This is a genomic window from Streptomyces sp. NPDC056948 (assembly GCF_042674225.1).
Classification (GTDB): domain Bacteria; phylum Actinomycetota; class Actinomycetes; order Streptomycetales; family Streptomycetaceae; genus Streptomyces; species Streptomyces purpurascens.
Genome location: NZ_JBHUQX010000081.1, coordinates 1 through 26,767, shown reverse-complemented (window position 1 = coordinate 26,767; position 26,767 = coordinate 1). Strand labels below are relative to the sequence as shown.

Below are 26,767 nucleotides of genomic sequence, written 5' to 3'. Positions count from 1 at the left end.
GACAAAGTTCGGCCCCGTCTGCGCAACAGACGGGGCCGGGAAACCTAGGGGCCGATCAGGCGGGCAGCACGACGACGAAGCGCTCCGGCTCCTCGCCCTCGGACTCGCTGCGCAGGCCCGCGGCCTTGACCGCGTCGTGCACGACCTTGCGCTCGAACGGCGTCATCGGCTTCATCTTCACGGCCTCACCGCTGCTCTTGGCCTCGGCGGCGGCCTTGGCACCCAGCTCGGACAGCTCGGAGCGCTTCTGGGCGCGGTATCCCGCGATGTCGAGCATCAGACGGCTGCGGTCGCCGGTCTCCCGGTGCACCGCCAGACGGGTGAGCTCCTGGAGCGCCTCCAGCACCTCACCGTCGCGGCCGACCAGCTTCTGCAGGTCGCGGCCCGAGTCGCTGATGATCGAGACGGAGGCGCGGTCGGCCTCCACGTCCATGTCGATGTCGCCGTCGAGGTCGGCGATGTCGAGCAGACCCTCCAAGTAGTCCGCAGCGATCTCGCCTTCCTGCTCCAGGCGGGACAGGGTGTCTGCACCCTCGGCAGCGGCGGAGGTGGTGCCTTCCGTCACGGGATGGACTCCTTCTTACTTCTTGGACGGGGACTTGGGCCGCTGCGGGCCCTTGCGCTGTCCGGACTGGGCCTTGCTGCGGCCACCGCCGGACTTCGCGCCGCCCTTCTGGGCAGCGGCGGCGGGCTTGGCGTCCTCGGGCTCGTCGGACTTGCTCAGCGACGTCTTCGGCTCGGCCTCACCGGCCGCCTTCGCGGCACCGGAGTGGCGCTGAGACTTGCTCTGGCGCTTGGGCTGCTGACGCTTCGGAGTGGCCGTGGCCGGCGTACCGTCCTCGGTCTCGACAGCGGCAGAGGCGTCGCCCTTGACCACGGTGCCGTCGGCCTGGGCGACGAGTCCGGCCTTGCTGAGGCCGTTGATGAACTTGCGCTCGAACTCGTTGCGGTCGCGTCCCTTGGCGACGATCGCCTTGACGATGGCCCGGTCACGGCGTCGGCCGACCTTGCTGTGCTGCGAGACGTGCTTGTCCAGGCGCTCCAGGTACGAGGCCTGGGCCTTCGAACCGGGGGTCGGGTTGTTGTGGATGACGTACATCTGCTGGCCCATGGTCCACACGTTGGTGGTCAGCCAGTAGACGAGGACACCGACGGGGAAGTTGATGCCGAAGACGGCGAACATGACGGGGAAGACGTACATCAGCATCTTCTGCTGCTGCATGAACGGCGTCTTCACCGTGGTGTCGACGTTCTTCGTCATCAGCTGGCGCTGGGTGAAGAACTGCGACGCCGACATCAGGACGATCATGATGGCGGTGACCACGCGGACATCGGTGAGGGAGGCACCGAGAGCTTCCACCTTCGACGCGCTGTCGGTGAACTTCGCCGCCAGCGGCGCACCGACGATGTGGGCCTTCTGCGCGCTCTGCAGCAGGCTCTGGTTGATGACACCGATGGTGTCGCCCGTCGCGATGCTGTTGAGCACGTGGTACAGGGCGAAGAAGAACGGGGACTGCGCCAGGATGGGAAGGCACGAGGAGAGCGGGTTGGTGCCCGTCTCCTTGTACAGCTTCATCATCTCTTCGGACTGACGCTGCTTGTCGTTCTTGTAGCGCTCCTGGATCTTCTTCATCTCGGGCTGCAGCGTCTGCATGGCCCGGGTCGACTTGATCTGCTTCACGAAGAGCGGAATGAGGCAGATACGGATGAGGATCACCAGGGACACGATCGACAGGCCCCAGGCCCACCCGGTGTCAGGGCCGAAAAGGGCGCCGTACACCGAATGGAACTGGACGATGACCCAGGAGACGGGTGTGGTGATGAAGCTGAAGAGGCTGGCAATCGTGTCCACTAATCATGCTCCTTGGGCATGGGACGGTGTCTCTGCGGCCGGGCTCGAAGGACTGGACTGACTTGTGGGAGAAGTCTGTCCCTCGGTGGCCGGGTCGGCGGCGGAGGGCCCGCCCTTGCGTGCACGCCACGCGGTACGCAGCATTTCGTGCCACCGCGGGCGCTTACGCGGCGGGACATGGTCCACACCACCCAGCGACCACGGATTGCACCGCAGGATGCGCCAGGCCGTGAGTGCCGTTCCCTTGATGGCACCGTGCCGGTCGATGGCCGTGTAGCCGTAGTGGGAGCACGACGGGTAGTACTTGCAGACCGGCCCGAGCAGCGGACTGATCGTCCACTGGTAGAGCTTGATCAGAGCCAGCAGCGGGTACTTCATCGCGCGCCCCCTCCCAGCAACCGCTGGAGAGCGGCGTCCAGGTCTCGGGCCAGCTGTGCATGGTCGGCGTCACCCGATCCGGGCAGCGCTCGTACGACTACCAGGCTACCGGGGGGCAGCTGGGCGACTCGCTCGCGCATCAGATGGCGAAGCCTGCGCTTCACCTTGTTGCGCACGACCGCGCCACCCACAGCTTTGCTCACGACGAAACCCGCACGCGTCGGGGGAGCGCTCTCCCCAGGCGCATGCGGGTCCGTGGCACCGCTTCGTAGGTGGACGACGAGGTACGGGCGTCCTGCCCGGCGTCCTCGCCGTACCGCGGTCGCGAAGTCCTCGCGCCGCCTCAGCCGATGCTCGGTAGGCAGCACGACGTCATGACCTGATCGGGATCAGGCGGACAGGCTGGCGCGACCCTTGCTGCGGCGGTTCGCGAGAATCGCGCGGCCGGCACGGGTGCGCATCCGCAGGCGGAAGCCGTGGGTCTTCGCGCGGCGACGGTTGTTCGGCTGGAAGGTGCGCTTGCTCACTCGGGGGCTCCAGAAGAAATCAGTAGTTGCGGGGTGCCGTCCTGGCTGTCACCGTGCGCCCACGAGTAGCTCGCAGTGACGCCCGAGTGCACCGCTGACCGATCACCCAAATGATCTGTGCCCATCGGAGGCAGGCGGCAGCAGCCATCGACAACTCGACCTGGTTACGGTACGCGCGGCTACGCCATCCGGTCAAACCAGGAGTCGCCGGAAGACACTTGTCCACAGGCTGGGGACAACAACTTGAACCGTACCGGCCGCCCTGACTACCGTGACGTAGCTCCGATTCGTTCCCTTATCCCTGCCCCACCCGATTTACATCCCGAGCCGTCCCAGAACCACACGTTCGTGGGACCTGTGAGAGAGCGTGCCCTGTGGCTGACGTACCTGCCGATCTTGCCGCAGTGTGGCCACGCGTATTGGAGCAGCTCCTCGGGGAGGGTCGCGGTCAGGGGGTCGAGACGAAGGACGAGCACTGGATCCGGCGCTGCCAGCCGCTCGCGCTGGTCGCGGACACCGCCCTGCTCGCCGTACCGAACGAATTCGCGAAGGGCGTACTCGAGGGCCGTCTGGCGCCCATCGTCAGCGAGACGCTGAGCCGCGAGTGCGGCCGCCCGATCCGGATCGCGATCACCGTCGACGACTCCGCGGGCGAGCCCCCGGCTCCGCCGGCACCCCCGGCCCGCCCCCAGCAGTCGCGCTACGAGGAGCCTGAGCTCCCCGCCGCGCGCCAGGAGCGCGACGGCTACGAGGGGTACGGCCGCCATCGCGCCGACCCGATGCCGGGAGCGGCCGGCGATCAGCTTCCGCCTACGCGCGGAGATCAACTGCCCAACCCGCGCCCCGCGTACCCGTCCGAGTACCAGCGCCCCGAGCCCGGCGCCTGGCCGCGGCCCACACAGGACGAGTACGGCTGGCAGCAGCAGCGCCTCGGCTTCCCCGAGCGTGACCCGTACGCGTCACCGGGGCAGGACTCCTACGGCTCGCAGGATCAGTACGGCAACCAGGACCAGTACGGCGGCGGTCAGGACCGAAACGGCGGCGCTCAGGACTCGTACAACGCGCAGGACTCCTACGGGTCCCAGGACTCCTATAAAACCCACGGGACCCAGGACTCGTACGGATCCCACGGATCACATGGACCACAGGGGACCCAGGATTCCTACGGCTCTCATGGACCTCGCGGCTCCCACGGACCACGGGACTCGTACGGCTCGTCCGCCCAGGACTACCGTCCGCAGTCCATGGAGCGCCCCTCGTACGAGCCGCCGCGCTCCGACTACGACACCTCACGCCCCGAGTACGACCAGCGCGACGCGGTCCGCCGGGAGCTGCCCGAGCCGCCGGCCGGCTCGGGGCACGTGCACCGAGGCGGCCCTGTCGGTCCGAACCTGCCCACGACCGGTGCGCCGGGCCCGCTGGCCGCGCAGCCCGCGCCGGCGACCGGCCCCGGTGAGCCCACCGCGCGTCTGAACCCCAAGTACCTCTTCGACACGTTCGTCATCGGCGCCTCCAACCGCTTCGCGCACGCAGCCGCGGTCGCTGTCGCCGAGGCGCCGGCGAAGGCCTACAACCCCTTGTTCATCTACGGGGAGTCCGGGCTCGGCAAGACGCACCTGCTGCACGCGATCGGGCACTACGCCCGCAGCCTCTACCCGGGCACGCGGGTGCGGTACGTGAGCTCGGAGGAGTTCACCAACGAGTTCATCAACTCCATCCGCGACGGCAAGGGCGACAGCTTCCGCAAGCGGTACCGCGAGATGGACATCCTGCTCGTCGACGACATCCAGTTCCTGGCGGACAAGGAGTCGACGCAGGAGGAGTTCTTCCACACCTTCAACACGCTCCACAACGCGAACAAGCAGATCGTGCTGTCCAGCGACCGGCCGCCGAAGCAGCTCGTCACGCTGGAGGACCGGCTGCGGAACCGTTTCGAGTGGGGCCTGATCACCGACGTCCAGCCGCCCGAGCTGGAGACGCGTATCGCGATCCTCCGCAAGAAGGCGGTGCAGGAGCAGCTCAACGCTCCGCCGGAGGTGCTGGAGTTCATCGCGTCCCGGATCTCGCGCAACATCCGCGAGCTGGAGGGCGCGCTGATCCGGGTCACGGCGTTCGCCTCGCTCAACCGGCAGCCGGTGGATCTGGGTCTGACGGAGATCGTCCTCAAGGACCTCATCCCCGGCGGCGAGGACTCGGCCCCAGAGATCACGTCGACGGCCATCATGAGCGCGACGGCGGACTACTTCGGGCTGACCGTCGAGGACCTGTGCGGCACCTCCCGAGGCCGCGCCCTCGTCACCGCCCGGCAGATCGCCATGTACCTCTGCCGTGAGCTGACGGACCTGTCCCTGCCGAAGATCGGCGCGCTGTTCGGCGGCCGCGACCACACGACGGTCATGCACGCGGACCGCAAGATCCGCAATCTGATGGCCGAGCGCCGCTCCATCTACAACCAGGTCACCGAGCTGACCAACCGCATCAAGAACGGCTGACGTACCGAGCCGCAGGCCGCTGAGGGCGCTCCCGGAGGAGGATCCGGGGGCGCCCTTCGTCATGTCGCGGTCCCCGGCTGTTCGATTACCTGCCGGGTTACGGCCACTCTCCACAGATTCGGCGACTTTTTCCCGTCCACATCCTGGGGACTGGGAAGTTGTCCAGACTGTGTCCACAGAGGCTCCTGCTGAGGAGTCATCAGGCCAGGTCACCTGCATGTGGATTCGTGGACGAAGGATCTCCACAGACTGTGGACAGCGAGGGGATCCACAGGCTGTGCATCGAGTTTTCCACCGACAACCCACAGGCTGGGGCCAGTTGTCCCCAGCGATCACCGGCTTCTCCACATCGCTGTCCACTGTTCGGCAACACGACGCGCCTCCTCACTGGGTCGAGTGAAAGGCGTCACACAAAGGTGCCGGGTTGGGCTGTGGGAAAGGTGGGTAAACCTGGGGACGGCGCTGGGGAGAACTCGCCCCTCCCTGTGCACGGTGTGTGCAGAACTTTCCGTTCTCCACAGAGACACCAGGTTGTCCACTGCCTTCACCCACAGGCCCGGTGGACAAAATTTCCGCTCTGAGCTGGGAAAACGCGGTTATCCACGGTATCCACAGCCCCTACTACTACTCCCAACTAGAGAGAGCTGGGAATTCGTTTCGAAGTGGGTCCTGTGCACAACTCGCTCTTCGGCGCCCGGCTGCCCCTCGTCACGACTTGACCCCGAGAGGCACCTACTGTCAGTGCGGTGCGTCAGACTGGTCCCCGGTGTCCTCCCCATCCCAGGGACCGTCGACACCGAGACAGACGACGAGGGCCAGGCAGAGCGAGAAGCGCCGGCAACAGCAGGAGGCGGCAACAGTGAAGATCCGGGTGGAACGCGACGTACTCGCGGAGGCAGTGGCCTGGGCAGCGCGCAGCCTCCCGGCCCGGCCGCCGGCGCCTGTCCTCGCCGGACTGCTGCTGAAGGCCGAGGAAGGCCAGCTGAGCCTGTCCAGCTTCGACTACGAGGTCTCCGCGCGGGTGTCGGTGGAGACCGAGGTCGACGAGGAGGGCACGGTCCTGGTCTCGGGCCGCCTGCTCGCGGACATTTGCCGCGCGCTCCCCAACCGGCCGGTGGAGATCTCCACAGACGGTGTACGGGCGACCGTGGTCTGCGGCTCCTCCCGGTTCACACTCCACACCCTGCCTGTGGAGGAGTACCCGGCCCTGCCGCAGATGCCGAACGCGACGGGCACGGTCCCCGGCGAGGTCTTCGCCTCCGCGGCCGCCCAGGTGGCCATCGCGGCCGGCCGTGACGACACGCTGCCCGTCCTGACGGGTGTCCGCATCGAGATCGAGGGCGACACCGTCACGCTGGCGTCCACCGACCGCTACCGCTTCGCGGTCCGCGAGTTCCTGTGGAAGCCGGAGAACCCGGAGGCCTCCGCGGTCGCCCTGGTGCCCGCCAAGACGCTCCTGGACACCGCCAAGGCCCTGACGAGCGGCGACCAGGTGATCCTGGCGCTGTCCGGCTCGGGCTCGGGCGAGGGCCTGATCGGCTTCGAGGGCGCCGGCCGCCGTACGACGACCCGTCTGCTGGAGGGCGACCTCCCGAAGTACCGCTCGCTGTTCCCGACCGAGTTCAACAGCGTCGCCGTGATCGAGACCGCCCCCTTCGTGGAGGCCGTCAAGCGTGTGGCCCTGGTCGCCGAGCGCAACACCCCGGTGCGGCTCAGCTTCGAGCAGGGCGTGCTGATCCTGGAGGCCGGTTCCAGCGACGACGCACAGGCTGTGGAGCGGGTCGACGCCCAGCTCGAGGGCGACGACGTGTCGATCGCCTTCAACCCGACGTTCCTGCTGGACGGCCTGAGCGCCATCGACTCCCCGGTCGCCCAGCTCTCCTTCACGACGTCCACGAAGCCCGCGCTGCTCAGCGGCAAGCCGGCGCTGGACGCCGAGGCGGACGACGCCTACAAGTACCTGATCATGCCGGTGCGGCTCAGCGGCTGAGCCCCTCGGGGGCCGCCGGTGGTTGTCCACAGGCTGGGGGCAAAGCCGCAGGTGAGGGCCTACGACTGAGCGCGTATGCCCACAGATGTGCGCGAGCGTCCGGGTTTAGGCTCGGACGCGGCACGCGAGTGCCGCAACGCCACGTCGGACACCTGTACACCTAAGGAAAACAACTGATGGATCTCGGTCTCGTCGGCCTCGGCAAGATGGGCGGCAACATGCGCGAGCGGATCCGCCGCGCGGGCCACACCGTCCTCGGATACGACCGCAACCCGGATCTCGCCGATGTCCACAGCCTGCAGGAGCTTGTGGGCAAGCTCAGCGGCCCGCGCGTGGTCTGGGTGATGGTCCCGGCAGGCGAGGCCACGCAGTCCACGATCGACGAGCTCGCCGACCTGCTGGAGCCCGGTGACGTCGTCGTGGACGGCGGCAACTCCCGCTGGACCGACGACGAGAAGCACGCCGAGGAGCTGGCGGCCAAGGGCATCGGCTTCGTCGACTGCGGTGTCTCCGGCGGCGTCTGGGGCCTGGAGAACGGCTACGCGCTGATGTACGGCGGCGACAAGGAGAACGTCGCCAAGGTGCAGCCGGTCTTCGACGCCCTCAAGCCGGAGGGCGACTTCGGCGCGGTGCACGCGGGCAAGGTCGGCGCGGGCCACTTCGCGAAGATGGTCCACAACGGCATCGAGTACGCGATGATGCAGGCCTACGCCGAGGGCTGGGAGCTCCTGGAGAAGGTCGACTCCGTGACCGACGTCCGGGATGTCTTCCGCTCCTGGCAGGAGGGCACGGTCATCCGCTCCTGGCTGCTGGACCTCGCGGTCAACGCGCTCGACGAGGACGAGCACCTGGACGGGCTCCGGGGTTATGCACAGGACTCCGGCGAGGGACGCTGGACTGTGGAGGCCGCGATCGACCACGCGGTGCCGCTGCCGGCGATCACGGCGTCGCTGTTCGCGCGGTTCGCCTCCCGCCAGGAGGACTCGCCTCAGATGAAGATGATCGCGGCGCTGCGGAACCAGTTCGGCGGCCACGCGGTCGAGAAGAAGTAAGCAACACCCGAGCGCCTGGGAGGTCGGCGAAACGACCATGCATGTCACGCATCTGTCGCTGGCCGACTTCCGCTCCTATCCCCGGGTCGAGGTCCCGCTCGATCCGGGGGTGACGGCCTTCGTCGGGCCGAACGGGCAGGGCAAGACCAACCTCGTCGAGGCCGTCGGCTATCTCGCCACCCTCGGCAGCCACCGGGTCTCCTCCGACACTCCCCTGGTCCGCATGGGCGCCGAGCGCGCCATCATCCGGGCCCAGGTCCGGCAGGGCGACCGGCAGCAACTGGTCGAGCTCGAGCTGAACCCGGGGCGCGCCAACCGCGCCCGTATCAACAGGTCCTCGCAGGTCAAGCCGCGTGACGTGCTGGGGATCATACGGACGGTCCTCTTCGCGCCCGAGGACCTCGCCCTGGTCAAGGGCGACCCCGGTGAGCGGCGCCGCTTCCTCGACGAGCTGATCACCGCCCGCTCCCCGCGCATGGCCGGGGTCCGCTCCGACTACGACCGGGTCCTCAAGCAGCGCAACACCCTGTTGAAGTCGGCCGCGCTGGCCCGCCGGCACGGCGGCCGCAGCATGGACATGTCCACACTCGACATCTGGGACCAGCACCTCGCGCACGCGGGCGCCGAGCTGCTCGCCCAGCGCCTGGATCTGATCGCCGCCGTTCAGCCGCTCGCCGACAAGGCGTACGAGCAGCTCGCCCCCGGCGGCGGCCCCATCGCCCTGGAGTACAAGCCGTCCGCGCCCGGCGAGGCGCACACCCGCGAGGACCTCTACGAACAGCTCATGGCCGCGCTCGCCGAGGCCCGCAAGCAGGAGATCGAGCGGGGCGTCACCCTGGTAGGCCCGCACCGGGACGACCTCCAGCTCAAGCTCGGCGAGCTGCCCGCCAAGGGCTACGCCTCGCACGGCGAGTCCTGGTCCTACGCGCTGGCCCTGCGCCTGGCCTCGTACGACCTGCTGCGTGCCGAGGGCAATGAGCCGGTGCTGGTGCTCGACGACGTCTTCGCCGAGCTGGACACCCGTCGCCGTGAGCGCCTCGCCGAGCTGGTCGCGCCCGGCGAGCAGGTGCTGGTGACGGCCGCGGTCGACGACGACGTACCGCATGTGCTGTCCGGGACGCGGTTCGCCGTGTCCGAGGGGGCGGTGGAGCGCGTATGACGGAGAACACACCAGGGAACGAGCCCAAGTCCCCGTCCGCCGAGCCCCCTTCCCCCGAGCCCTCCGGCGTCGACCTCGCGCGCGTGGCGCTCCGCGCGGCGAAAGAAGCCGCACGCGCGCGTGGGGACGCGGCTCAGCAGAAGAAGCAGGCGCGCCGCGGCGGGCTGCGCTCCGGCGCGCGCGCCGACGGCCGCGATCCGATGGCGCTCGGCTCGGCGATCAACCGGCTGATCACCGAGCGCGGCTGGGAGGCCCCGGCCGCGGTGGGCGGTGTGATGGGCCGCTGGCCGCAGATCGTCGGCGAGGACGTGGCCAACCACTGTGTGCCGGAGAGGTACGACGAGGACGAGCACGTCCTGGTCGTGCGCTGCGACTCGACGGCCTGGGCGACGAACCTGCGGCTGCTCGCCCCGACCCTGGTCGCACGCCTCAACGAGGACCTGGGCCACGGCACCGTGCGGCAGATCAAGGTGCTGGGCCCCAGTGCCCCCACCCGCCGCTACGGCCCCCTGCGTGCCCCGGGCAGCAGTGGACCTGGTGATACCTACAGGTGACTTACGTCACGTCTCACCGGGCCAGGACGGCCCGGTAACAGCCGTTCCGGGCACCCTTTTCCGCCACCGCACGCGGTTGCGAACAGCGACCTGACTCCGAAGTAGCCAAGGGTTGACGGCCGGAAGCGCTGAGTGCCTCCGTGAGCCTCTTGGAGCCCCCATCCGCATATCGGGAGTCGGGGAAGACCCGTCGAGGGCGGCACATGCGGACTCAGGTACCGGCAAACCCCCATCAGTGTCGGTGCTACCGGTAGACTGGAGCCAATCCCGCCCCACTCGCTGGGGACCGTCCGGGAAAAGCTGAGCAACGCTGATCAAGGCTTACCAACGCAACATGCCGCAGCCGCTCCGGCAACCCGCCGACGAGCCTGGCTCGTGCTGTGCCAGAAAGGGCGCTTCGTGGCCGATTCCGGCAACCCCAACGAGAACATCCCGTCCACCGACGAAGGCGTGACCAGCGAGGCGATCACCTCCAACGGCGAGGTCACCGCCTCGTACGACGCCAGTGCCATCACCGTCCTCGAGGGTCTGGACGCGGTCCGCAAGCGGCCCGGCATGTACATCGGCTCGACCGGTGAGCGTGGCCTGCACCACCTGGTGCAGGAGGTCGTCGACAACTCCGTCGACGAGGCGCTGGCCGGTCACGCGGACACCATCGACGTCACGATCCTCGCCGACGGCGGCGTGCGGGTCGTCGACAACGGCCGTGGCATTCCGGTCGGCATCGTCCCCTCCGAGGGCAAGCCGGCCGTCGAGGTCGTGCTGACGGTGCTGCACGCGGGCGGAAAGTTCGGCGGCGGCGGCTACGCGGTCTCCGGCGGTCTGCACGGCGTCGGCGTGTCCGTGGTGAACGCCCTGTCGACGAAGGTCGCCGTCGAGGTCAAGACCGACGGCTACCGCTGGACGCAGGACTACAAGATCGGCGTCCCGACCGCTCCGCTCGCCAAGCACGAGGCCACCGAGGAGCACGGCACCTCGGTCACCTTCTGGGCCGACCCGGACATCTTCGAGAGCACGGACTACTCCTTCGAGACGCTCTCGCGGCGTTTCCAGGAGATGGCGTTCCTCAACAAGGGCCTGAGGATCAAGCTCACCGACGAGCGCGAGTCGGCCAAGGCGACGTCGGGGGCGGACGAGGCGGGCGCCGACGAGAAGGCCGAGGTCAGGTCGGTCGACTACCACTACGAGGGCGGCATCGTCGACTTCGTGAAGTACCTCAACTCCCGCAAGGGGGACGTGGTACACCCCACCGTGGTCGACCTGGAGGCCGAGGACAAGGACAAGCACCTGTCCCTCGAGGTCGCCATGCAGTGGAACAGCGGCTACACCGAGGGCGTGTACTCCTTCGCCAACATCATCCACACGCACGAGGGCGGTACGCACGAAGAGGGCTTCCGGTCCGCGCTGACCTCGCTGATCAACAAGTACGCGCGCGACAAGCGGCTGCTGCGCGAGAAGGACGACAACCTCACGGGTGACGACATCCGCGAGGGTCTGACCGCGATCATCTCGGTCAAGCTGAGCGAGCCCCAGTTCGAAGGCCAGACGAAGACCAAGCTGGGCAACACCGAGGTCAAGACCTTCGTCCAGAGGGTCGTCTACGAGCACCTGGCCGACTGGCTGGACCGCAACCCCAACGAGGCCGCGGACATCATCCGCAAGGGCATCCAGGCGGCCACCGCGCGCGTGGCGGCCCGCAAGGCGCGCGACCTGACGCGCCGCAAGGGCCTGCTGGAGACGGCCTCCCTCCCGGGCAAGCTGAGCGACTGCCAGTCGAACGACCCCACCAAGTGCGAGATCTTCATCGTCGAGGGTGACTCCGCCGGCGGCTCGGCCAAGTCCGGCCGTAACCCCGAGTACCAGGCGATCCTCCCGATCCGCGGCAAGATCCTCAACGTCGAGAAGGCGCGGATCGACAAGATCCTGCAGAACCAGGAGATCCAGGCGCTGATCTCCGCCTTCGGCACCGGGGTCCACGAGGACTTCGACATCGAGAAGCTGCGCTATCACAAGATCATCCTGATGGCGGACGCCGACGTCGACGGCCAGCACATCAACACCCTGCTGCTGACCTTCCTGTTCCGCTTCATGCGGCCGCTGGTCGAGGCCGGGCACGTGTACCTCTCCCGTCCGCCGCTCTACAAGATCAAGTGGGGCAAGGACGACTTCGAGTACGCGTACTCCGACCGCGAGCGCGACGCCCTCATCGAGATGGGCCGCAACGCCGGCAAGCGCATCAAGGACGACTCGGTCCAGCGCTTCAAGGGTCTCGGCGAGATGAACGCCGAGGAGCTGCGCATCACGACCATGGACCAGGAGCACCGCGTCCTCGGCCAGGTCACCCTCGACGACGCCGCCCAGGCCGACGACCTGTTCTCGGTCCTCATGGGTGAGGACGTCGAGGCCCGCCGCGCGTTCATCCAGCGCAACGCCAAGGACGTCCGCTTCCTCGACATCTGAGTCGGTCTCAGCTGACCGCACCAGGAAGGATCTTCACCAGCAATGACCGACGAGAACACTCCTGTGACGACGCCCGAGGGTGACGCCTTGGCCATGCGCGTCGAGCCCGTCGGGCTCGAGACGGAGATGCAGCGCTCCTACCTCGACTACGCGATGTCCGTCATCGTCTCGCGTGCGCTGCCGGACGTCCGCGACGGCCTCAAGCCCGTCCACCGCCGCGTGCTGTACGCCATGTACGACGGCGGCTACCGCCCCGAGCGCGGCTTCTACAAGTGCGCCCGTGTCGTCGGCGACGTCATGGGCAACTACCACCCGCACGGCGACTCCTCGATCTACGACGCGCTCGTGCGCCTCGCCCAGTCCTGGTCGATGCGCATGCCGCTCGTCGACTCCAACGGCAACTTCGGCTCTCCGGGCAACGACCCGGCCGCGGCCATGCGCTACACCGAGTGCAAGATGGCGCCGCTGTCGATGGAGATGGTCCGTGACATCGACGAGGAGACCGTCGACTTCACGGACAACTACGACGGCCGCTCCCAGGAGCCGACCGTCCTGCCGGCCCGCTTCCCGAACCTGTTGATCAACGGCTCGGCCGGTATCGCGGTCGGCATGGCGACCAACATCCCGCCGCACAACCTCCGCGAGGTCGCGGCCGGCGCCCAGTGGTACCTGGAGAACCCCGAGGCCTCGCACGAGGAGCTCCTGGACGCGCTGCTCGACCGCATCAAGGGCCCCGACTTCCCGACCGGCGCGCTCGTCGTCGGCCGCAAGGGCATCGAGGAGGCGTACCGCACCGGCCGCGGCTCCATCACCATGCGCGCGGTCATCGAGGTCGAGGAGATCCAGAACCGCCAGTGCCTGGTGGTGACGGAGCTGCCGTACCAGGTCAACCCGGACAACCTCGCCCAGAAGATCGCCGACCTGGTGAAGGACGGCAAGATCGGCGGCATCGCCGACGTCCGCGACGAGACGTCGTCGCGCACGGGCCAGCGCCTGGTCATCGTGCTGAAGCGGGACGCGGTCGCCAAGGTCGTCCTGAACAACCTGTACAAGCACACCGACCTGCAGACGAACTTCGGCGCCAACATGCTGGCGCTGGTGGACGGCGTGCCGCGCACGCTCTCGCTCGACGCGTTCATCCGCCACTGGGTGACGCACCAGATCGAGGTCATCGTCCGCCGTACGCGCTTCCGGCTGCGCAAGGCCGAGGAGCGCGCGCACATCCTGCGCGGTCTGCTGAAGGCCCTGGATGCCATCGACGAGGTCATCGCGCTGATCCGGCGCAGTGACACCGTCGAGATCGCGCGCCACGGCCTGATGGACCTCCTGGAGATCGACGAGATCCAGGCCAACGCCATCCTCGAGATGCAGCTGCGCCGACTGGCGGCCCTGGAGCGTCAGAAGATCGTCCAGGAGCACGACGAGCTCCAGGCGAAGATCCGCGAGTACACCGAGATCCTCGCCAGCCCGGTCCGCCAGCGCGGGATCGTCAGCGAGGAGCTGGCCGCGATCGTCGAGAAGTACGGCGACGACCGCCAGACGAAGCTGATCCCGTACGAGGGCGACATGTCCATCGAGGACCTGATCGCCGAGGAGGACATCGTCGTCACGGTCACCCGGGGCGGCTACATCAAGCGCACCAAGACCGACGACTACCGGGCCCAGAAGCGCGGCGGCAAGGGCGTCCGCGGCACGAAGCTCAAGGAAGACGACATCGTCGACCACTTCTTCGTGTCCACGACGCACCACTGGCTGCTGTTCTTCACGAACAAGGGCCGTGTCTACCGCGTCAAGGGCTACGAGCTGCCCGACGCCGGCCGGGACGCGCGCGGCCAGCACGTCGCGAACCTGCTCGCCTTCCAGCCGGACGAGGCGATCGCCGAGATCCTGGCGATCCGCGACTACGAGGCGGTTCCCTACCTCGTTCTCGCCACCAAGGCCGGACTGGTGAAGAAGACGCCTCTGAAGGATTACGATTCGCCCCGTTCCGGCGGTGTGATCGCCATCAACCTCCGTGAGCAGCAGGACGGTTCGGACGACGAACTGATCGGAGCCGAACTGGTTTCGTCGGACGACGATCTGCTTCTGATCAGCAAGAAGGCCCAATCGATCAGGTTCACCGCATCGGACGAAACTCTGCGACCCATGGGCCGTGCCACCTCGGGTGTCAAGGGCATGAGCTTCCGCGAGAGTGACGAGCTGCTCTCGATGAATGTTGTTCGACCCGGTACGTTCGTGTTCACTGCCACAGACGGCGGGTACGCGAAGCGGACCAACGTCGACGAGTACCGCGTCCAGGGTCGCGGCGGCCTCGGCATCAAGGCCGCCAAGATCGTCGAGGACCGTGGCTCCCTCGTCGGCGCGCTGGTGGTCGAGGAGACCGACGAGATCCTCGCCATCACGCTGTCGGGCGGTGTGATTCGTACGCGAGTCAACGAGATCAGGGAAACCGGCCGTGACACCATGGGCGTCCAACTGATCAATCTGGGCAAGCGCGATGCCGTGGTCGGCATCGCTCGCAACGCCGAGGCGGGACGCGAGGCGGAAGAGGTCGACGGCGACATCGTCGTCGACGAGACCGCCGAAGGTGCCGCGACCACCGGCACGGACGAGGGTGAGGCGCCCTCGTCCGAGTAGCACGAGGAGTGAGTCAGCGTGAGCGGAGCCACGGGCGCCGGACCGAGCGGTACCTCGACGGGTACGGACACGGACGACGGCGGCCGTGGCTCCGCCGCGCGTGCGGCGGACCCGCACACGACCAACCTGAAGGCGGTCAAGCCGGCCGCCGAGGACGACTCGCCCTCGCCTGACACGCATGGATCCCAGGGGGGAACTGTGACGGACACCCGAGGTCCGCAGACCCAGCAGCACAGAGCTGGAGCGGGCCCGGCCGCATCCGGCGCCCAGCCACAGCCGCAGCCCAAGGGGGCCGCGCAGGAGCAGGGCACCGCCGCGCAGACGGCCTCTCCTCTGCCGGGAGAACGGCAGGCACAGCAGCAGGCCGGGCCGTACCACCCGCCGCAGGCCTATCCGGCGCAGCAGGCGGCGGCCGGTGCCGGCGCCGGTGCTTCCGCCGGTGCCGTACGGCGCCCCCGTACGGGCGCACGCACGGTGCCCCGCGTCCGCAAGGCGCGGCTGCGGGTGTCGAAGGCCGACCCCTGGTCGGTGATGAAGGTCAGCTTCCTGCTCTCCATCGCGCTGGGTATCTGCACGATCGTCGCGTCCGCCGTGCTGTGGATGGTCATGGACGCGATGGGCGTCTTCTCGACGGTCGGCGGCACGATCTCCGAGGCGACCGGCTCGAACGAGTCCAACGGCTTCGACCTGCAGGCCTTCCTGTCGCTGCCCAACGTCCTGATGTTCACCTCGGTCATCGCGGTCATCGACGTCGTCCTGGCGACGGCCCTCGCGACCCTCGGCGCGTTCATCTACAACCTGTCCGCGGGCTTCGTCGGCGGTGTGGAGCTGACGCTCGCCGAGGACGAGTGACGCACCCCTTTGACATGGTTTGACGTTGTCCCGACAACCGATTTTGGGACTGCCCATGTCGTGCGCTAATCTTCAGGAGTCAGCGCGCGGGACATACCCCGCACAGCGCGGCGGGGCTATAGCTCAGTTGGTTAGAGCGCATCCCTGATAAGGATGAGGCCACAGGTTCAAATCCTGTTAGCCCCACCAGCGAAAAGACCCCCAACCCATCATGGTTGGGGGTTTTTGACATCTGCGAGTGGGTCTCAGCGCCAGTCGTCGATCACATACGCGTCGGGGTGGCTGTACCCGGGTTCGTTGGGCCTGTGCATGGTCACGCCCTGCAACCAGGTGCGGAAACCGCGGTCGATCATGCGCCGGTAGGCATCCGGGCGGCCCAGGTTCATGCCGGCGTCCAGTTGCCCCAGGCCGCGCTCGGCGGCCAGCCGCTCGCACGCGTCGAGCAATCGCTCGAACCGGTCGGCGGCCTCCGGACCAGGACGTACGGCGCCGAATTTGACGAAGCACACGTCCGCGCCGGCCTCCGACCCGGCTCCGCAGTGGCAGACGGCCAGGCCGTCGAGCTCGGAGCCGGCGCCATGGAGCAGGATGGTGTCACCGAGTCCCTGCGCGTGCGCGGCCACGATCTCGCGTTCCAGACTCAGGCCCTCGTACACGGCTGCGGTCAGTGCGCGACAGAGACTCAGCGCGTCAGGCCGCTCGGCGGCGGGCAGTTCGCCGTAGAGCACCCGGCCGGGGACCGCGGCACCGTCTGTGACCTGCTTCTTCATGATGGCTGTGAGGAATCGAGGCCAGAAACCGTACCGGCGGTAGAGCTCAAGATGCTTGGGACTGTGCGCGAAGGTGAACAGGCCGAGGTGGCGGTTCCCCCAGGCGTCGAAGCAGTCGATGACCGGCTCCATCAGACGCCTGCCGATGCCCTGGTCCCACAGATCCGGACGCACGGTCAGCGGTCCGAAAAACCCGACGCTGCCCCAGTTGGCGGCGAAGTTCGATCCGACTACTTCGCCCTCGACCGTCGCCGCGAATGCCGCCCGCGGATCGGCCGCCCAACGCGTACGGACATAGTCGACGGTCCCGAAAGGATCAGGGGCCCCCAGGAACGTCCCGAAAGCGACCCCGCAGATCTCATCGGCCCGATCCAGGTCCGCCTCACCCAGAGGGCGGACTGATACCGGGGTCGCGCCACTCTTGCGCTCCGCTGCTGTTGGGATCATCGCTCTTCCCCTCCGACGCCCCCTTCCATCGCACCACGGAGGTGCGCTGCGGGCGAGGCGAGCGGTCCGGCGATGGCCGGCGACCACCCTTTCCGCCTGGATCGTCCTCTCCGACCGGTCCCTCTTCGCTCCGCGTCACCAGGGAGCGGGCGGGACATGAAGAAGCCCGGCGGCTCTGTCGAGCTGCCGGGCCTGTACGCAGGGTCGCCGTTCGGATGGATCTGGGGTTCAGTTCAGCGCTGCAGGGGAGCTAGATAGTCCGCCGTAGGGTCCGATTCCGCGTCGGTGTCCGCGAGCGGGCGGTGGCGGCAGCGGGGGGTCTTGCCGTGGGCCTCGGCTCGGATGCGCTGTTTCATCGTGGGGGGCAGGGCTTTCGCCAGGGACCCGGGAGACGTCGCCGATGCCGTTCGCTGTTGCGGGATGCGCCCGCTGTTGCGCTCCGGCTCGCTGTTGCGCTCCGGCTCGGTGTGCGATACCGCCTGGGCGGTCGTCCTGGTGGCGAATCCGAGCGTCGTGCACAGCGCCAGGAAGGCGGTGACGATGGCGGTCCACAGCTTCATGACCTTGTTCCGGGCCATGGCCCCTCACTTTCGGGTCGGGCGATTTGCGTACTTTCCTCATCATGTGTATGGGGGTCGAGAAGTGGTGGACCGACGCCCGTGGCGCGGCGATGTTCCGATGAACACCACTCGGATGGACGCAGCGGGGGCAAAATGTAAGGAGAGAGGAGAAGCGGGTTCAAAGTAACCGTCCGTCGGGGTGTGATCACCCTCCGATCGGAGCGGTGAACTCCGCTTCTATCCCGGTTCCCCGGACGGGAGTTGAGGTCCGACTCAGGTCACCGATCGGTATCGGTCGGTGTGTATAGTCGGGCGCCAGAGGTCCCCTACGTCAACGAAAGACGAGGTCGCGCGGTGAAGAAGCTTCTCCTGGTCGCACTGGCCGCCATCGGCGGGCTCCTCGTGTACCGCCAGATCCAGGCGGATCGCGCCGAGCAGGATCTGTGGACGGAGGCGACTGACTCCGTGCCCACGGGTTCGTGAGTCACGACATCCCAAACCGAGCACACCCCGGCCGCCTCGCGGTCGGGGTTTTGTGTGTCCTGAGGCCGGCCGTGCGGGCAGGATGGGCCACGGCTCGCGGAATCATGCTTCTGAGGTCCGTGACGTGAGGGGTGGCGCGTGAGGGGACGGTGTCGTACGGCGTGGGGGCGTGCGGGCGCACAGCGCGGTCGCCCGTCGGTGGCCGTGCGCCTGGGGGTCGTGGCGGTGGTGCTGGGCGCGACGGTTGCCGTGGCGCCGGGCCGGGCCGCCCTGGCCGCCGCAGGAGCCTCCGGCGCGGCCGTGGCGCCGAGCCCGTACGCCTTCGCCCAAGGCGCCCCGAGCATCGAGGGAGCGAGGGGCACCGCGGACGCCGTGGTCCTGAAGCCCGGCACGGCCTACAAGAGCTCGCTCCCGAGCAGCGGCAAGGTCAGCTACAGCATCGAACTGAACGCCGCATCGAACGCCTACGTGTCCGTCACGGCCGCGCCCTCCCCCGACAGCACCGTCTCCGTCATCGACGGGCTGAGGGTGTCCATGCAGGACGCCGAGGGCAATTCCTGCTCCGTCGACACCGCGAGCTTCGGCGCCGCCCGTAGTCCGCACCCGATCGCGGCGTGGGGCATGCGCGAGATCTCGCCCGCCAAGCCTCTGTGCCGGAAGGCCGGCACCTATTACGTGTCCGTCGAGCGGGTCGATCCGGAGGGCGAGGGCTCCTCGCCGGACGCCTGGGACCTGGAGCTCCTGGCCATGACGGAGCCGCGGACGGCGAAGGCCGGGGCGACCAGCGCGCCCGAGGTGTGGAACTCCGCCTCGCCTCAGCCGCTCCAGGGGGAGGCCGAGCGTCGCCGGGGCGGTGCGGGATTCGCCGGGGCGACCCCCCTCGACCAGGGCGTCTGGCGGGACGACATCCGGCCCGGCCAGACGGTCTTCTACGAGGTGCCGGTCGACTGGGGCCGGCAGCTCCACGTCACCGCCGAGCTGGGCAGCTCGGACTCCGAAGGCACCGGCTACACGTCCGGCGCCCTGGACCTGGCCCTCTACAACCCCGCCCGCGGTCATGTCGCCGATGTGAGTGTCGGCTACGACGGTGACCAGAAGTCCGGCAGCCTGCCTCCTCTGCCGCCGGTCGACCACGCCAACCGCAATGCCGCCGTCGCCCAGGTCAGTGCCATGCGCTTCGCCGGCTCCTACTACCTCGTCGCGCATCTCGCGGAGAGCGTCGCCGACAGCTTCGGGGACGGGCCGTTCGCGATGACGCTGCGCGTCCGGGTGAGCGGAGCGGCGACGAGCGGGCCCGAGTACGTGGGGGAGTCCGAGCCCGCGGGCGTCTTCGAGGTCTCGGACCAGGAGCGCGAGGCGGCGGCGGAGGGCGTGGCCGGGGGCGACGACACCGCGATGAGGGCGGTCGCCGTGGGCGGGATCGGCACCGGGAGCGCGCTGCTGGTGGGGCTCGGGGTGTGGACCGTGGTGGCTCGGCGCAGGAGCGCCGTGTAGCACTGGTCCGCAGCGCGCCGGGACTGACGCCCGCGCGGGCTCAGATGCGGGTCAGGGCCCAGAAGCCGACGGCGTAGCAGGCCAGGGCGAGCAGCAGGAGCGGGACCGCCACCTTGGCCGGAGGGCCGGGGCGGCGGCGCGGCCGTTCCGCGCGATGCCGCGAAGCCGCCCGGGCGGGCGGTGGGGCCTGCGGGGCCTGGTGCGGGGCCTGGGCGGTGTACGAGGCCGTGGAGGCGTCGGTGCGGTGATGCGCCGCGGGGGGCAGGGGCTGACCGGGGTGGCCCGCGTGGCTGGAGTACGCCGGCGGGAGCGGCTGGGAGGTGTGCAGCCGGTGGGTGGTGTCGTAGGGGGAGACGGGGGTCTCCGGCTGGTGCGGGGCCTGCGCCTGTGCGTCGTGGGGCCGGGCGCCGGGCACGGGGGAGGAGGTGCCGGTGGCCTGCGGAGGCGGCAGGTGGAAGCTGCCGGTGTCCGACATGGAGGCCGGCTGAGGCTGAGCAGGGGTGGACGGGGTGGCTGACGGGTCGGTGTCCTGGCGGGGGTCGGGCTGTACGGCCTCGGGGCCCGGGACCGACCAGGCCTGGCCGTTGCCGTCCGACGGTGCCTCGTCCGTCCCCGAGCCTGACGGATCTTCTCTCCGGCCCAGCCCCCGCGCTCTCTCCAGCGGGCCCTCGGGGGCGAACCCCGGGGGAAGCGGGCCGAGTTGGTCGAAGATCTCGATCAGCTCGTCGTCCGGGCCGGGCTCCGGGAGGAGCTCAGCGGCTGCGGCCAGCGCCTTGCGCGCCCCCGTGGCCGTACGGAACCGCGCCTGCGGGTCCGGCTGCAGCAGCGTGGCCACCACCTGCCACAGCGGCTCCGGGATGCCCTTGGGCGCACCGGGCGTCCCGTGCTCGGCGAAGTACTGGATGAGCGCCTTGCTGTCCGGCTTGGCCCCCTCCAGCAGATACAGCGCGACCAGTCCTACGGCGAACAGGTCGGCGGGGAAGTCGGGTTCGGCGCCCATCAACTGCTCGGGCGCGAGATAGCCGGGCGTTCCCACGACGAGGTTGGTCTCCGTCAGGCGGGGCTCGCCCAGCCGCATCGCGATGCCGAAGTCGGACAGCCGCAGCCGTGGCCGGCCGGTGCCGGTGGCCTCCAGCAGCACGTTGGCGGGTTTGACGTCACGGTGCACGACGTCCTCCGCGTGCACCGCGGCCAGCCCCGCCAGCAACTGGTCGAGCAGGGTGCAGACGAAGGCCGGCGGGAGGGGGCCGTAGTCCCCGATGAGGTGGGCCAGGGAACCGCCGGCCACCAGGTCCATGGTGAACAGGACCTTGTCGTCGTCGGCCGCCCAGCTCGAGGGGGCGAGCACATGAGGGTGGTCGATCCGCAGGGCCTGTTCGCGCACGAAGCGCAGCAGCGAGTGCGCGTCGCTCTGGAGCAGGACCTTGGCGGCCACGTAGCGACGGCGGCGGTGGTCCCAGGCGCGCCAGACGGCACCGACCCCTCCGCGCCCGATCGGGTCGACCAGTTCGTACCGGCCGGCGAAGACCTCACCCATGGCTGTTCGTCGCTCCTCCCCCTGCGGCTTCCCCCCTTGCCTCCCCCTCGACGAGCGCTACGACTCCCCGACGAGCGAGACGACTCCCCCGATGAGTGATACGACTCCCCCGTTGAGCGGGAGAACCCGCTCGTGCCGATCGGTCCCCCGTGCGTGACACGCCCCCTCGTGCCCGCCCGTGCCGTGCGCTGTCCCCCGTCACGCCGATCAGCGTCCCTGTCAGATCACTCCGGTCCGGCTGCCGAACCCCCTTCGGCGTCCGGGCGGTGTGATCAGCTCTGGTGGGACTGGTAGTGCGCGACCGCGTCCGAGGTGCGGCCGGCGCCGTACACCCGGAGGAACTCTGCCAGTTCCGGGTGGGTCGGGGCGAGGGTCTCCGCGGCCTCGATGATGTCGCCCGCCGCCGCGACCGAGCGCAGCAGCGACTGGATCTCCCGGACCACGCGCTTGACCGTGGGCGCTCCCGAACTGGTCGTCGTCTGTGTGGTGTTGCTCAGCACCGAGCCCCCCTGTGACTTCTTGATCTCCTCCATGCGCTCAGTGGCCTCGGCCGCGCTCACGCTGCCGTCCGCGACCTGCCCCGCCAGGTCCTGCAGCAACTGCACGCGCTGCACGACGGCGGGGTTGCCGATCTTCGCCCGCTGCCCGCTCATGAGCTGCGACAGCATCGGTGCGGACAGTCCCAGAACCCCCGCGAGACGAGCCTGGTTGAGACCAAGATCGTCGATAAGCCTACGGAAGAGCGCCCCCAACGGCTCCCCGTACCAGTTCCGCTGCAGTTCCCGCGCTCTTGCGGTGGCTTCCTGCTGTGCGGCGTCCATTGCGTCTCCCCATCGCTTCCCCATGTACGGCGGTTCGCGGTAGCGAACCACGCCGAGCATCTTACGGAGAGTGGTCGGCGACGGGGAGCCCCAATCCTTTTGCGGAATCACGGGGGTGACCCGGTACTCTGGTCTCCGACGCCCGCCGGGACATGCTTCGTCCGGGCGGATGTCCCCTTCCGGGGCCTTAGCTCAGTTGGTAGAGCGCTGTCTTTGCATGGCAGATGTCAGGGGTTCGACTCCCCTAGGCTCCACTTGATTCAGACCCCTCTGACCTGCGAAAACGCGGTCAGGGGGGTCTTTTCGTCCCGGTCGGCGCATCGGGTCAGACGGTGCTCACGGGCTCGGCCTCGTTCACGTCGTACGTGCCCAGGTGACGGTTGAAGACGACCCAGGCGATGGAGGTCGCGAGGCCGCAGGACGCGATGACCAGGGCCGTGGTGGGGCTGAGGAACTGGGAGACGGTGCCGCCCACGATCGCGCCGACGGGTTCGAAGCCCAGCGTCGTGAAGCGCATCGCGGAGGTGACCTGGCCGATCATGTGCGTCGGCGTCACCATCTGCTTGATCGTCTCGCTCATGACCAGGTTCACGACGATGGCGAAGCTCCACAGGAACATCCCGGCGGCCACGGCCAGGAATCGCAGGAGGCTGGAGTCCAGCAGCTCGGAGCCGGGGACCAGGAAGGCGCCCACGGTGGGCACGACCAGGGACAGGACATAGAGCAGCCGGGTCCGCACCTTGCTCATGAACGAGGAAGCGGCTGTCGCGGACAGCACGCCGCCGAGCCCGCCGGCCGCGCTCGCGAGGCCCACGAGGAGGGGGCTGAAGCCCAACTCCTTGACCACATAGAAGGTGTAGACGGCGAAGAACATCGCGGTGAAGAAGTTGAAGTGGGCCGCGGAGACGATCACCGGTCGCAGGACGGGGTGAGAGAAGGCCCAGGTGAAGCCGGTCAGGGCGCCCTTGACCGTTTCCTGCTCCGACGCCTGCTCCGGGTTCTCCTGCTCGCCAGCCTCGTGCCCGGCGTCCTCGTGCCCGGCGTCCTCGTGCGCGGCGTCCCCTCGCGCGGTGGTCTTCTCGCCCTTCTTCGTGCCGCCTTCGGACCCGAGCAGCAGCACCGTGCTCGCGATGTAGCTGCAGACATCGGCGACCAGGGCCAGAGGCGCGCCCAGCGCCTGGACCAGGAGCCCTCCCAGGCCCGGTCCCGCGACCTCGCTGACCGCGGTGCTGCCTTCCATATACGAGTTGATCTTGGGGAGTTGACGGCGGTCGAAGGTCAGCACCATGTGCGAGGACAGCGCGGAGTCGTACAGGAGGGTGAGGGCGCCGACCAGGAAGACGGTCGTGAAGAGCAGGGGGATGCTCAGCATGTCCAGCGCGTAGGCCACCGGGATCATCCCGATCAGCAGCAGACGCAGGATGTTCGCCGTCACCATGACCGACCTGCGCGGGTAGCGGTCGGCGGTCATGCCCACCCACAGCCCCAGGAGCAGCACGGCCAGCGACTCGGCACTGCCGAGCAGGCCCATCTCGAACGCGGAGGCGTCGAGGGTTCCCAGGGCGAGCAGCGGGATGATGACCACGCTGGCCTGGGTACCGAACAGGGACACGGTCTGGGCAGTCCACAGGCTTCTGAAACTGCGGTCTTTGAGCACGTCGGACTCCTGGCGGCACGCCGGTAGATCTGATGAGAACGATGGCGGACGTCACCGCACGGCCCTGCCGGTGGCGGCCAGAGCCGTGCGGGGATCAACAACCGGCCGCCGGAGGCTCGTTGGGGCGGGCCGTCGTCCGTGAGCGGCCGCTACTTGGCCGTGCCGAAGTGTACGGCGATGGAGTAGCGCACCCAGGACTGCGAGCGGATCCTGCACACGCTGTGGTGGTATCCGGGGTTGATCCGCAGGAGCGCCAGGCGTCCTTGCTCGGGCTGCGTGGCCAGGGCGGCGCCGCTGGGCGCCTCCACCACGAGTTCACCGCCGTCGCCCGCGGCCCACCCGGGGGAGAGGAAGAAGACGAGGCCGAAGCGCCGGTCGTCGAAGGTGTCGGAGTGGCGGCGCAGATAGTGGTCCGCCTCGTACTTGGCGATGTCGGCCGAGCGGAAGGACACCGGCTCGCCGAAGGCCACCGAGAACGCGTCGGCCACGTCGGTGCTCTTGAGCGCGGAGATGAAGGCGCGGATGCCCAGGGCGGACCGGGGGATGTCGCGCAGACAGCCGCTGCGCGAGAAGCGCCGCTCCTCAGGCGCCTCGGTGAACTCCTCCGCGCCGCACGGCTTCACGTTGTCATCGGGGGTGAGCAGCCAGTGCTCCGTGGCCCAGGTCGGCAAGGCGGCCAGCTCGGAGACGAGGGGGCCTGTCATGTCCGCAGGCATCAGGGGCAGGCTGGTGGCCGGAGCGTCGCTTCCTGGCCGCAGCCGGCCGAGTGCTTCCGCCACGGGGGCCGCGGTCAGCATGTCGATCGTCTTGCCGTGGAAGGCGATCGCGGCGTCCCTGCTCATGTGGTCCATGACGGAAGCGGTCTGCGCCGAGTCCTGCATCTTGCCTCTCCTTCGGTCGGTAAAGGGCCACGCCCAGGGATCAGCGGGCCCTGGAAACCCGGTTCTCGTCCCACACCGGTTCCTGCGTCTGCACCACCTCGCCGTCGGAGCGGAAGAGGAGGTAGCGGTTGAAGGAGCTCGCGAGCCAGCGGTCGTGGGTGACCACGACGACCGTGCCGTTGAACTCCTCGATGGCCTGCTGCAGCGCCTCGGCCGAGACCAGGTCGAGGTTGTCCGTCGGTTCGTCGAGCAGGAGCAGCGTCGCGCCACCGAGTTCCAGGAGCAGGATCTGGAACCGGGCCTGCTGTCCTCCGGACAGCGTTTCGAAGCGCTGGTCCGCCGAGGCCGCCAGCTCGTACCGCGAGAGCATGCCCGCGGCGGCCCCGCGGTCCAGGCCCTCGCGGATGCCTTCACCGCGGCCCATGATCTCCACGAGCGTCTTGCCCACCCACTCCGGGTGCTGGTGGGTCTGGGTGAAGAAGCCGGGTACGACCCGTGCGCCCAGCCGCCAGGAGCCCGCGTGGTCCACGTCGAGGCCGGCCAGCAGCTTCAGCAGATGGCTCTTGCCGGAGCCGTTCGACCCCAGCACCGCGACCCGGTCCCCCAGGAAGATCTCCAGGTCGAACGGTTTCATGAGCCCGGTCAGTTCCAGTCGCTCACAGGTGATGACGCGGGTTCCGGTACGGCCTCCCGTCAGACGGGGGACCACGCGCTGCTCGCGGGGCAGCTCGGGCGGCCCTCCGGCTTCCTCGTACTTGCGCAGCCGGGTCTGGGCGGCGCGGTAGCGGGGCGCCATGGCGGCGCTGATCTTCGCCTGTTCGCCGAGGGTGTGCACCAGGTCCTTGAGCCGCTCGTGTTCCTCGTCCCACCGGCGGTGCAGCTCGGCCAGCCGTTCGCGCCGGGCCTGGCGGGCTTCCTTCCATCCGGTGAAGGAGCCGCCGTGCACCCAGGTGCTGCGGCCCTCGAGAGCGACGACCTTCGTGGCGACGTTGCCCAGCAGGGCCCGGTCGTGGCTGACCAGCAGTACGGCCTTGTCAGTGGTGCGAAGCTGCTCCTCCAGCCACCGCTTGCCCGGGACGTCCAGGTAGTTGTCCGGCTCGTCGAGGATGAGCACCTGCTCGCGCCCGCGCAGCAGCGCCTCCAGGACGAGGCGCTTCTGCTCACCGCCGGAGAGGGTGTTGACGTCACGGAAGCGGGCGCGGTCGAAGGGCATGCCGAGCGCCGCGGTGGTCACGACGTCCCACAGGACTTCGATCTCGTAGCCGCCGGCCTCGCCCCAGGTGCTCAGCGCCTCGGCGTACCGCATCTGCGTGGCCTCGTCGTCGCGCTCCATCAGCTCGAGTTCGAGGGCGTCGATGTCCGCCGCGGCCGTGGCGATCCGCTCGGGGGCGGCGGCCAGCAGCAGATCGCGCACGGTCGACTCATCACGCACCGAACCGATGAACTGCGGCATCATCGCCAGGCCGCCCTGCACGTTGACGGTGCCCGCACGCGGCTTGAGGCGCTTTCCCGCGACGTTGACCAGGGTGCTCTTCCCCGCGCCGTTGTGGCCGATCAGCGCCGCGACCTCCCCCGCCCCCACGGAGAAGCTGACGTCTTCGAACAGTGTTCGCCCGTCGGCGAGATTGCACCGGACACTGTTGAATTCAAGGAATCCCATGATTCTGAGCTTCGTTCTCTCGCTTTGGAAGATGCGCTGCGTGCGGTGCGGAATTTAACGCTCCGGTTTTAGGTGGCCCGCCCAAAGAGTCCACTACCCCTCCCCGGTGGCCCTTCAATCCCCCGCACCAATCCCCCCGCGGCACGGCGTCAAAGGCGTTCACGCGTTTCACGGATCCTGCCTGGCCAGAACCACGAACACAAGGGGAAGGAATGTCCGTGTTGCTAACATTGAGCACACTTTGCGGTGAAAAATAAATCTGGATGAGAGACGCTTGACAAGCGCCTATCTGAATGGTGAAGCTTCCTAGCGTCAGAGCAATTCAGTTCCGCTGCACATGAGGAGCGACAGTGAACGAGAACGTTGCTGAGTCCGCAATTCAGGTTGCCTCGCAGGAGCAGGATGACATCTTCTTTATCGAGGAGATGGACGTGGCCGACGCCGCTCAGGTGATGGTCCACCGCTGTTGACAGTGTGAGCGGGAGTGCGACCCCGGTAAAACGG

22 protein-coding genes and 2 tRNA genes are annotated in these 26,767 nt (G+C 68.6%); 12 read left to right on the top strand and 12 right to left on the bottom strand.

What is annotated here, in order from left to right; genetic code table 11:
• Positions 1-55: 55 nt before the first annotated feature.
• The 5 genes from ACFTZL_RS13400 to rpmH are packed head-to-tail and all read right to left on the bottom strand — an operon-like array spanning position 56 to position 2,757.
• A complete protein-coding gene (locus ACFTZL_RS13400; RefSeq protein ID WP_184593883.1) occupies positions 56-565 on the bottom strand; it encodes a R3H domain-containing nucleic acid-binding protein in 510 nt (169 codons plus the stop codon).
• A 15-nt stretch (positions 566-580) separates the two neighbouring features.
• Positions 581-1,852 carry a membrane protein insertase YidC gene (yidC, locus tag ACFTZL_RS13395; protein WP_382581157.1) on the bottom strand — a complete coding sequence of 424 codons (1,272 nt, stop codon included), beginning with the start codon at positions 1,850-1,852 and terminating at the stop codon, positions 581-583.
• 3 nt (positions 1,853-1,855) lie between these two features.
• A complete protein-coding gene (yidD, locus tag ACFTZL_RS13390) occupies positions 1,856-2,230 on the bottom strand; it encodes a membrane protein insertion efficiency factor YidD (RefSeq protein WP_189727184.1) in 375 nt (124 codons plus the stop codon).
• The gene (gene rnpA, locus ACFTZL_RS13385; protein WP_382581155.1) at positions 2,227-2,598 is read right to left on the bottom strand and encodes a ribonuclease P protein component; all 372 of its coding nucleotides are present in this window, start codon (positions 2,596-2,598) and stop codon (positions 2,227-2,229) included. The genes yidD and rnpA overlap by 4 nt, the downstream gene beginning before the upstream one ends.
• Before the next feature lie 21 nt (positions 2,599-2,619).
• Complete coding sequence (rpmH, locus tag ACFTZL_RS13380; RefSeq protein WP_005482975.1) at positions 2,620-2,757, bottom strand: 50S ribosomal protein L34; 138 nt, start codon at positions 2,755-2,757, stop codon at positions 2,620-2,622.
• A 374-nt stretch (positions 2,758-3,131) separates the two neighbouring features.
• Between rpmH and dnaA the strand changes: the two genes are divergently transcribed.
• From dnaA to ACFTZL_RS13335, 9 genes are all read left to right on the top strand, one after another.
• Positions 3,132-5,249 carry a chromosomal replication initiator protein DnaA gene (gene dnaA, locus ACFTZL_RS13375; protein WP_382581153.1) on the top strand — a complete coding sequence of 706 codons (2,118 nt, stop codon included), beginning with the start codon at positions 3,132-3,134 and terminating at the stop codon, positions 5,247-5,249.
• Positions 5,250-6,108: 859 nt separating this feature from the next.
• Positions 6,109-7,239, top strand: coding sequence for a DNA polymerase III subunit beta (gene dnaN / locus ACFTZL_RS13370; RefSeq protein WP_382492188.1), 1,131 nt, complete (start codon positions 6,109-6,111; stop codon positions 7,237-7,239).
• Positions 7,240-7,415: 176 nt separating this feature from the next.
• Positions 7,416-8,291 carry a phosphogluconate dehydrogenase (NAD(+)-dependent, decarboxylating) gene (gene gnd, locus ACFTZL_RS13365; protein WP_382581151.1) on the top strand — a complete coding sequence of 292 codons (876 nt, stop codon included), beginning with the start codon at positions 7,416-7,418 and terminating at the stop codon, positions 8,289-8,291.
• A 37-nt stretch (positions 8,292-8,328) separates the two neighbouring features.
• The gene (gene recF / locus ACFTZL_RS13360) at positions 8,329-9,450 is read left to right on the top strand and encodes a DNA replication/repair protein RecF (protein ID WP_382581148.1); all 1,122 of its coding nucleotides are present in this window, start codon (positions 8,329-8,331) and stop codon (positions 9,448-9,450) included.
• Complete coding sequence (locus ACFTZL_RS13355; protein WP_382581146.1) at positions 9,447-10,004, top strand: DUF721 domain-containing protein; 558 nt, start codon at positions 9,447-9,449, stop codon at positions 10,002-10,004. The genes recF and ACFTZL_RS13355 overlap by 4 nt, the downstream gene beginning before the upstream one ends.
• A 399-nt stretch (positions 10,005-10,403) precedes the next feature.
• Complete coding sequence (gene gyrB, locus ACFTZL_RS13350; RefSeq protein WP_382581144.1) at positions 10,404-12,464, top strand: DNA topoisomerase (ATP-hydrolyzing) subunit B; 2,061 nt, start codon at positions 10,404-10,406, stop codon at positions 12,462-12,464.
• Positions 12,465-12,506: 42 nt separating this feature from the next.
• Positions 12,507-15,101 (top strand): DNA gyrase subunit A, encoded by a 2,595-nt coding sequence (gyrA, locus tag ACFTZL_RS13345; protein WP_382581142.1) that lies wholly within the window; start codon positions 12,507-12,509, stop codon positions 15,099-15,101.
• 18 nt (positions 15,102-15,119) lie between these two features.
• Complete coding sequence (locus ACFTZL_RS13340) at positions 15,120-15,953, top strand: DUF3566 domain-containing protein (RefSeq protein ID WP_382581139.1); 834 nt, start codon at positions 15,120-15,122, stop codon at positions 15,951-15,953.
• A gap of 112 nt (positions 15,954-16,065) precedes the next feature.
• Positions 16,066-16,142: transfer RNA gene (locus ACFTZL_RS13335), tRNA-Ile, on the top strand.
• Positions 16,143-16,198: 56 nt separating this feature from the next.
• Here ACFTZL_RS13335 and ACFTZL_RS13330 read toward each other — a convergent pair.
• Positions 16,199-17,170, bottom strand: coding sequence for a GNAT family N-acetyltransferase (locus ACFTZL_RS13330; RefSeq protein ID WP_382581137.1), 972 nt, complete (start codon positions 17,168-17,170; stop codon positions 16,199-16,201).
• A 233-nt stretch (positions 17,171-17,403) separates the two neighbouring features.
• Positions 17,404-17,748, bottom strand: coding sequence for a DUF6344 domain-containing protein (locus ACFTZL_RS13325; RefSeq protein ID WP_382581135.1), 345 nt, complete (start codon positions 17,746-17,748; stop codon positions 17,404-17,406).
• Between the two features lie 336 nt (positions 17,749-18,084).
• Here ACFTZL_RS13325 and ACFTZL_RS13320 point away from each other — a divergent pair, with 336 nt between their 5' ends.
• Both ACFTZL_RS13320 and ACFTZL_RS13315 read left to right on the top strand, forming a co-directional pair.
• Positions 18,085-18,213 carry a DLW-39 family protein gene (locus ACFTZL_RS13320; RefSeq protein ID WP_003999697.1) on the top strand — a complete coding sequence of 43 codons (129 nt, stop codon included), beginning with the start codon at positions 18,085-18,087 and terminating at the stop codon, positions 18,211-18,213.
• Positions 18,214-18,411: 198 nt separating this feature from the next.
• Positions 18,412-19,707, top strand: a complete 1,296-nt coding sequence (locus tag ACFTZL_RS13315) for a hypothetical protein (RefSeq protein ID WP_382581133.1) — start codon at positions 18,412-18,414, stop codon at positions 19,705-19,707.
• 40 nt (positions 19,708-19,747) lie between these two features.
• Here ACFTZL_RS13315 and ACFTZL_RS13310 read toward each other — a convergent pair whose 3' ends face one another.
• Complete coding sequence (locus tag ACFTZL_RS13310; protein WP_382581129.1) at positions 19,748-21,244, bottom strand: protein kinase; 1,497 nt, start codon at positions 21,242-21,244, stop codon at positions 19,748-19,750.
• 272 nt (positions 21,245-21,516) lie between these two features.
• Positions 21,517-22,065, bottom strand: coding sequence for a DNA-binding protein (locus tag ACFTZL_RS13305; RefSeq protein ID WP_189727172.1), 549 nt, complete (start codon positions 22,063-22,065; stop codon positions 21,517-21,519).
• Between the two features lie 181 nt (positions 22,066-22,246).
• On the opposite strand from ACFTZL_RS13305, the gene ACFTZL_RS13300 reads away from it, so the two are divergent.
• A tRNA-Ala gene (locus ACFTZL_RS13300) sits at positions 22,247-22,319 on the top strand.
• A 71-nt stretch (positions 22,320-22,390) separates the two neighbouring features.
• On the opposite strand, the gene ACFTZL_RS13295 is transcribed toward ACFTZL_RS13300, so the two are convergent.
• The 3 genes from ACFTZL_RS13295 to ACFTZL_RS13285 all read right to left on the bottom strand — a co-directional run bounded on the left by ACFTZL_RS13295 (position 22,391) and on the right by ACFTZL_RS13285 (position 26,263).
• Entirely contained in the window at positions 22,391-23,722 is a 1,332-nt protein-coding gene (locus ACFTZL_RS13295) for an MFS transporter (protein WP_382581127.1), read from the bottom strand.
• Positions 23,723-23,871: 149 nt separating this feature from the next.
• A complete protein-coding gene (locus ACFTZL_RS13290; RefSeq protein ID WP_382581125.1) occupies positions 23,872-24,603 on the bottom strand; it encodes a 2OG-Fe(II) oxygenase in 732 nt (243 codons plus the stop codon).
• 40 nt (positions 24,604-24,643) lie between these two features.
• The gene (locus ACFTZL_RS13285) at positions 24,644-26,263 is read right to left on the bottom strand and encodes an ABC-F family ATP-binding cassette domain-containing protein (RefSeq protein WP_382581123.1); all 1,620 of its coding nucleotides are present in this window, start codon (positions 26,261-26,263) and stop codon (positions 24,644-24,646) included.
• Between the last annotated feature and the right edge of the window lie 504 nt (positions 26,264-26,767).

Coding starts and splice junctions, on each gene's coding strand:
- ACFTZL_RS13325 (WP_382581135.1), bottom strand. CDS start 17,748: ATGGCCCGGAACAAGGTCATGAAGCTGTGGACCGCCATCGTCACCGCC.
- ACFTZL_RS13330 (WP_382581137.1), bottom strand. CDS start 17,170: ATGATCCCAACAGCAGCGGAGCGCAAGAGTGGCGCGACCCCGGTATCA.
- ACFTZL_RS13305 (WP_189727172.1), bottom strand. CDS start 22,065: ATGGACGCCGCACAGCAGGAAGCCACCGCAAGAGCGCGGGAACTGCAG.
- ACFTZL_RS13310 (WP_382581129.1), bottom strand. CDS start 21,244: ATGGGTGAGGTCTTCGCCGGCCGGTACGAACTGGTCGACCCGATCGGG.
- gyrA (WP_382581142.1), top strand. CDS start 12,507: ATGACCGACGAGAACACTCCTGTGACGACGCCCGAGGGTGACGCCTTG.
- ACFTZL_RS13285 (WP_382581123.1), bottom strand. CDS start 26,263: ATGGGATTCCTTGAATTCAACAGTGTCCGGTGCAATCTCGCCGACGGG.
- ACFTZL_RS13290 (WP_382581125.1), bottom strand. CDS start 24,603: ATGCAGGACTCGGCGCAGACCGCTTCCGTCATGGACCACATGAGCAGG.
- yidD (WP_189727184.1), bottom strand. CDS start 2,230: ATGAAGTACCCGCTGCTGGCTCTGATCAAGCTCTACCAGTGGACGATC.
- ACFTZL_RS13355 (WP_382581146.1), top strand. CDS start 9,447: ATGACGGAGAACACACCAGGGAACGAGCCCAAGTCCCCGTCCGCCGAG.
- recF (WP_382581148.1), top strand. CDS start 8,329: ATGCATGTCACGCATCTGTCGCTGGCCGACTTCCGCTCCTATCCCCGG.
- gnd (WP_382581151.1), top strand. CDS start 7,416: ATGGATCTCGGTCTCGTCGGCCTCGGCAAGATGGGCGGCAACATGCGC.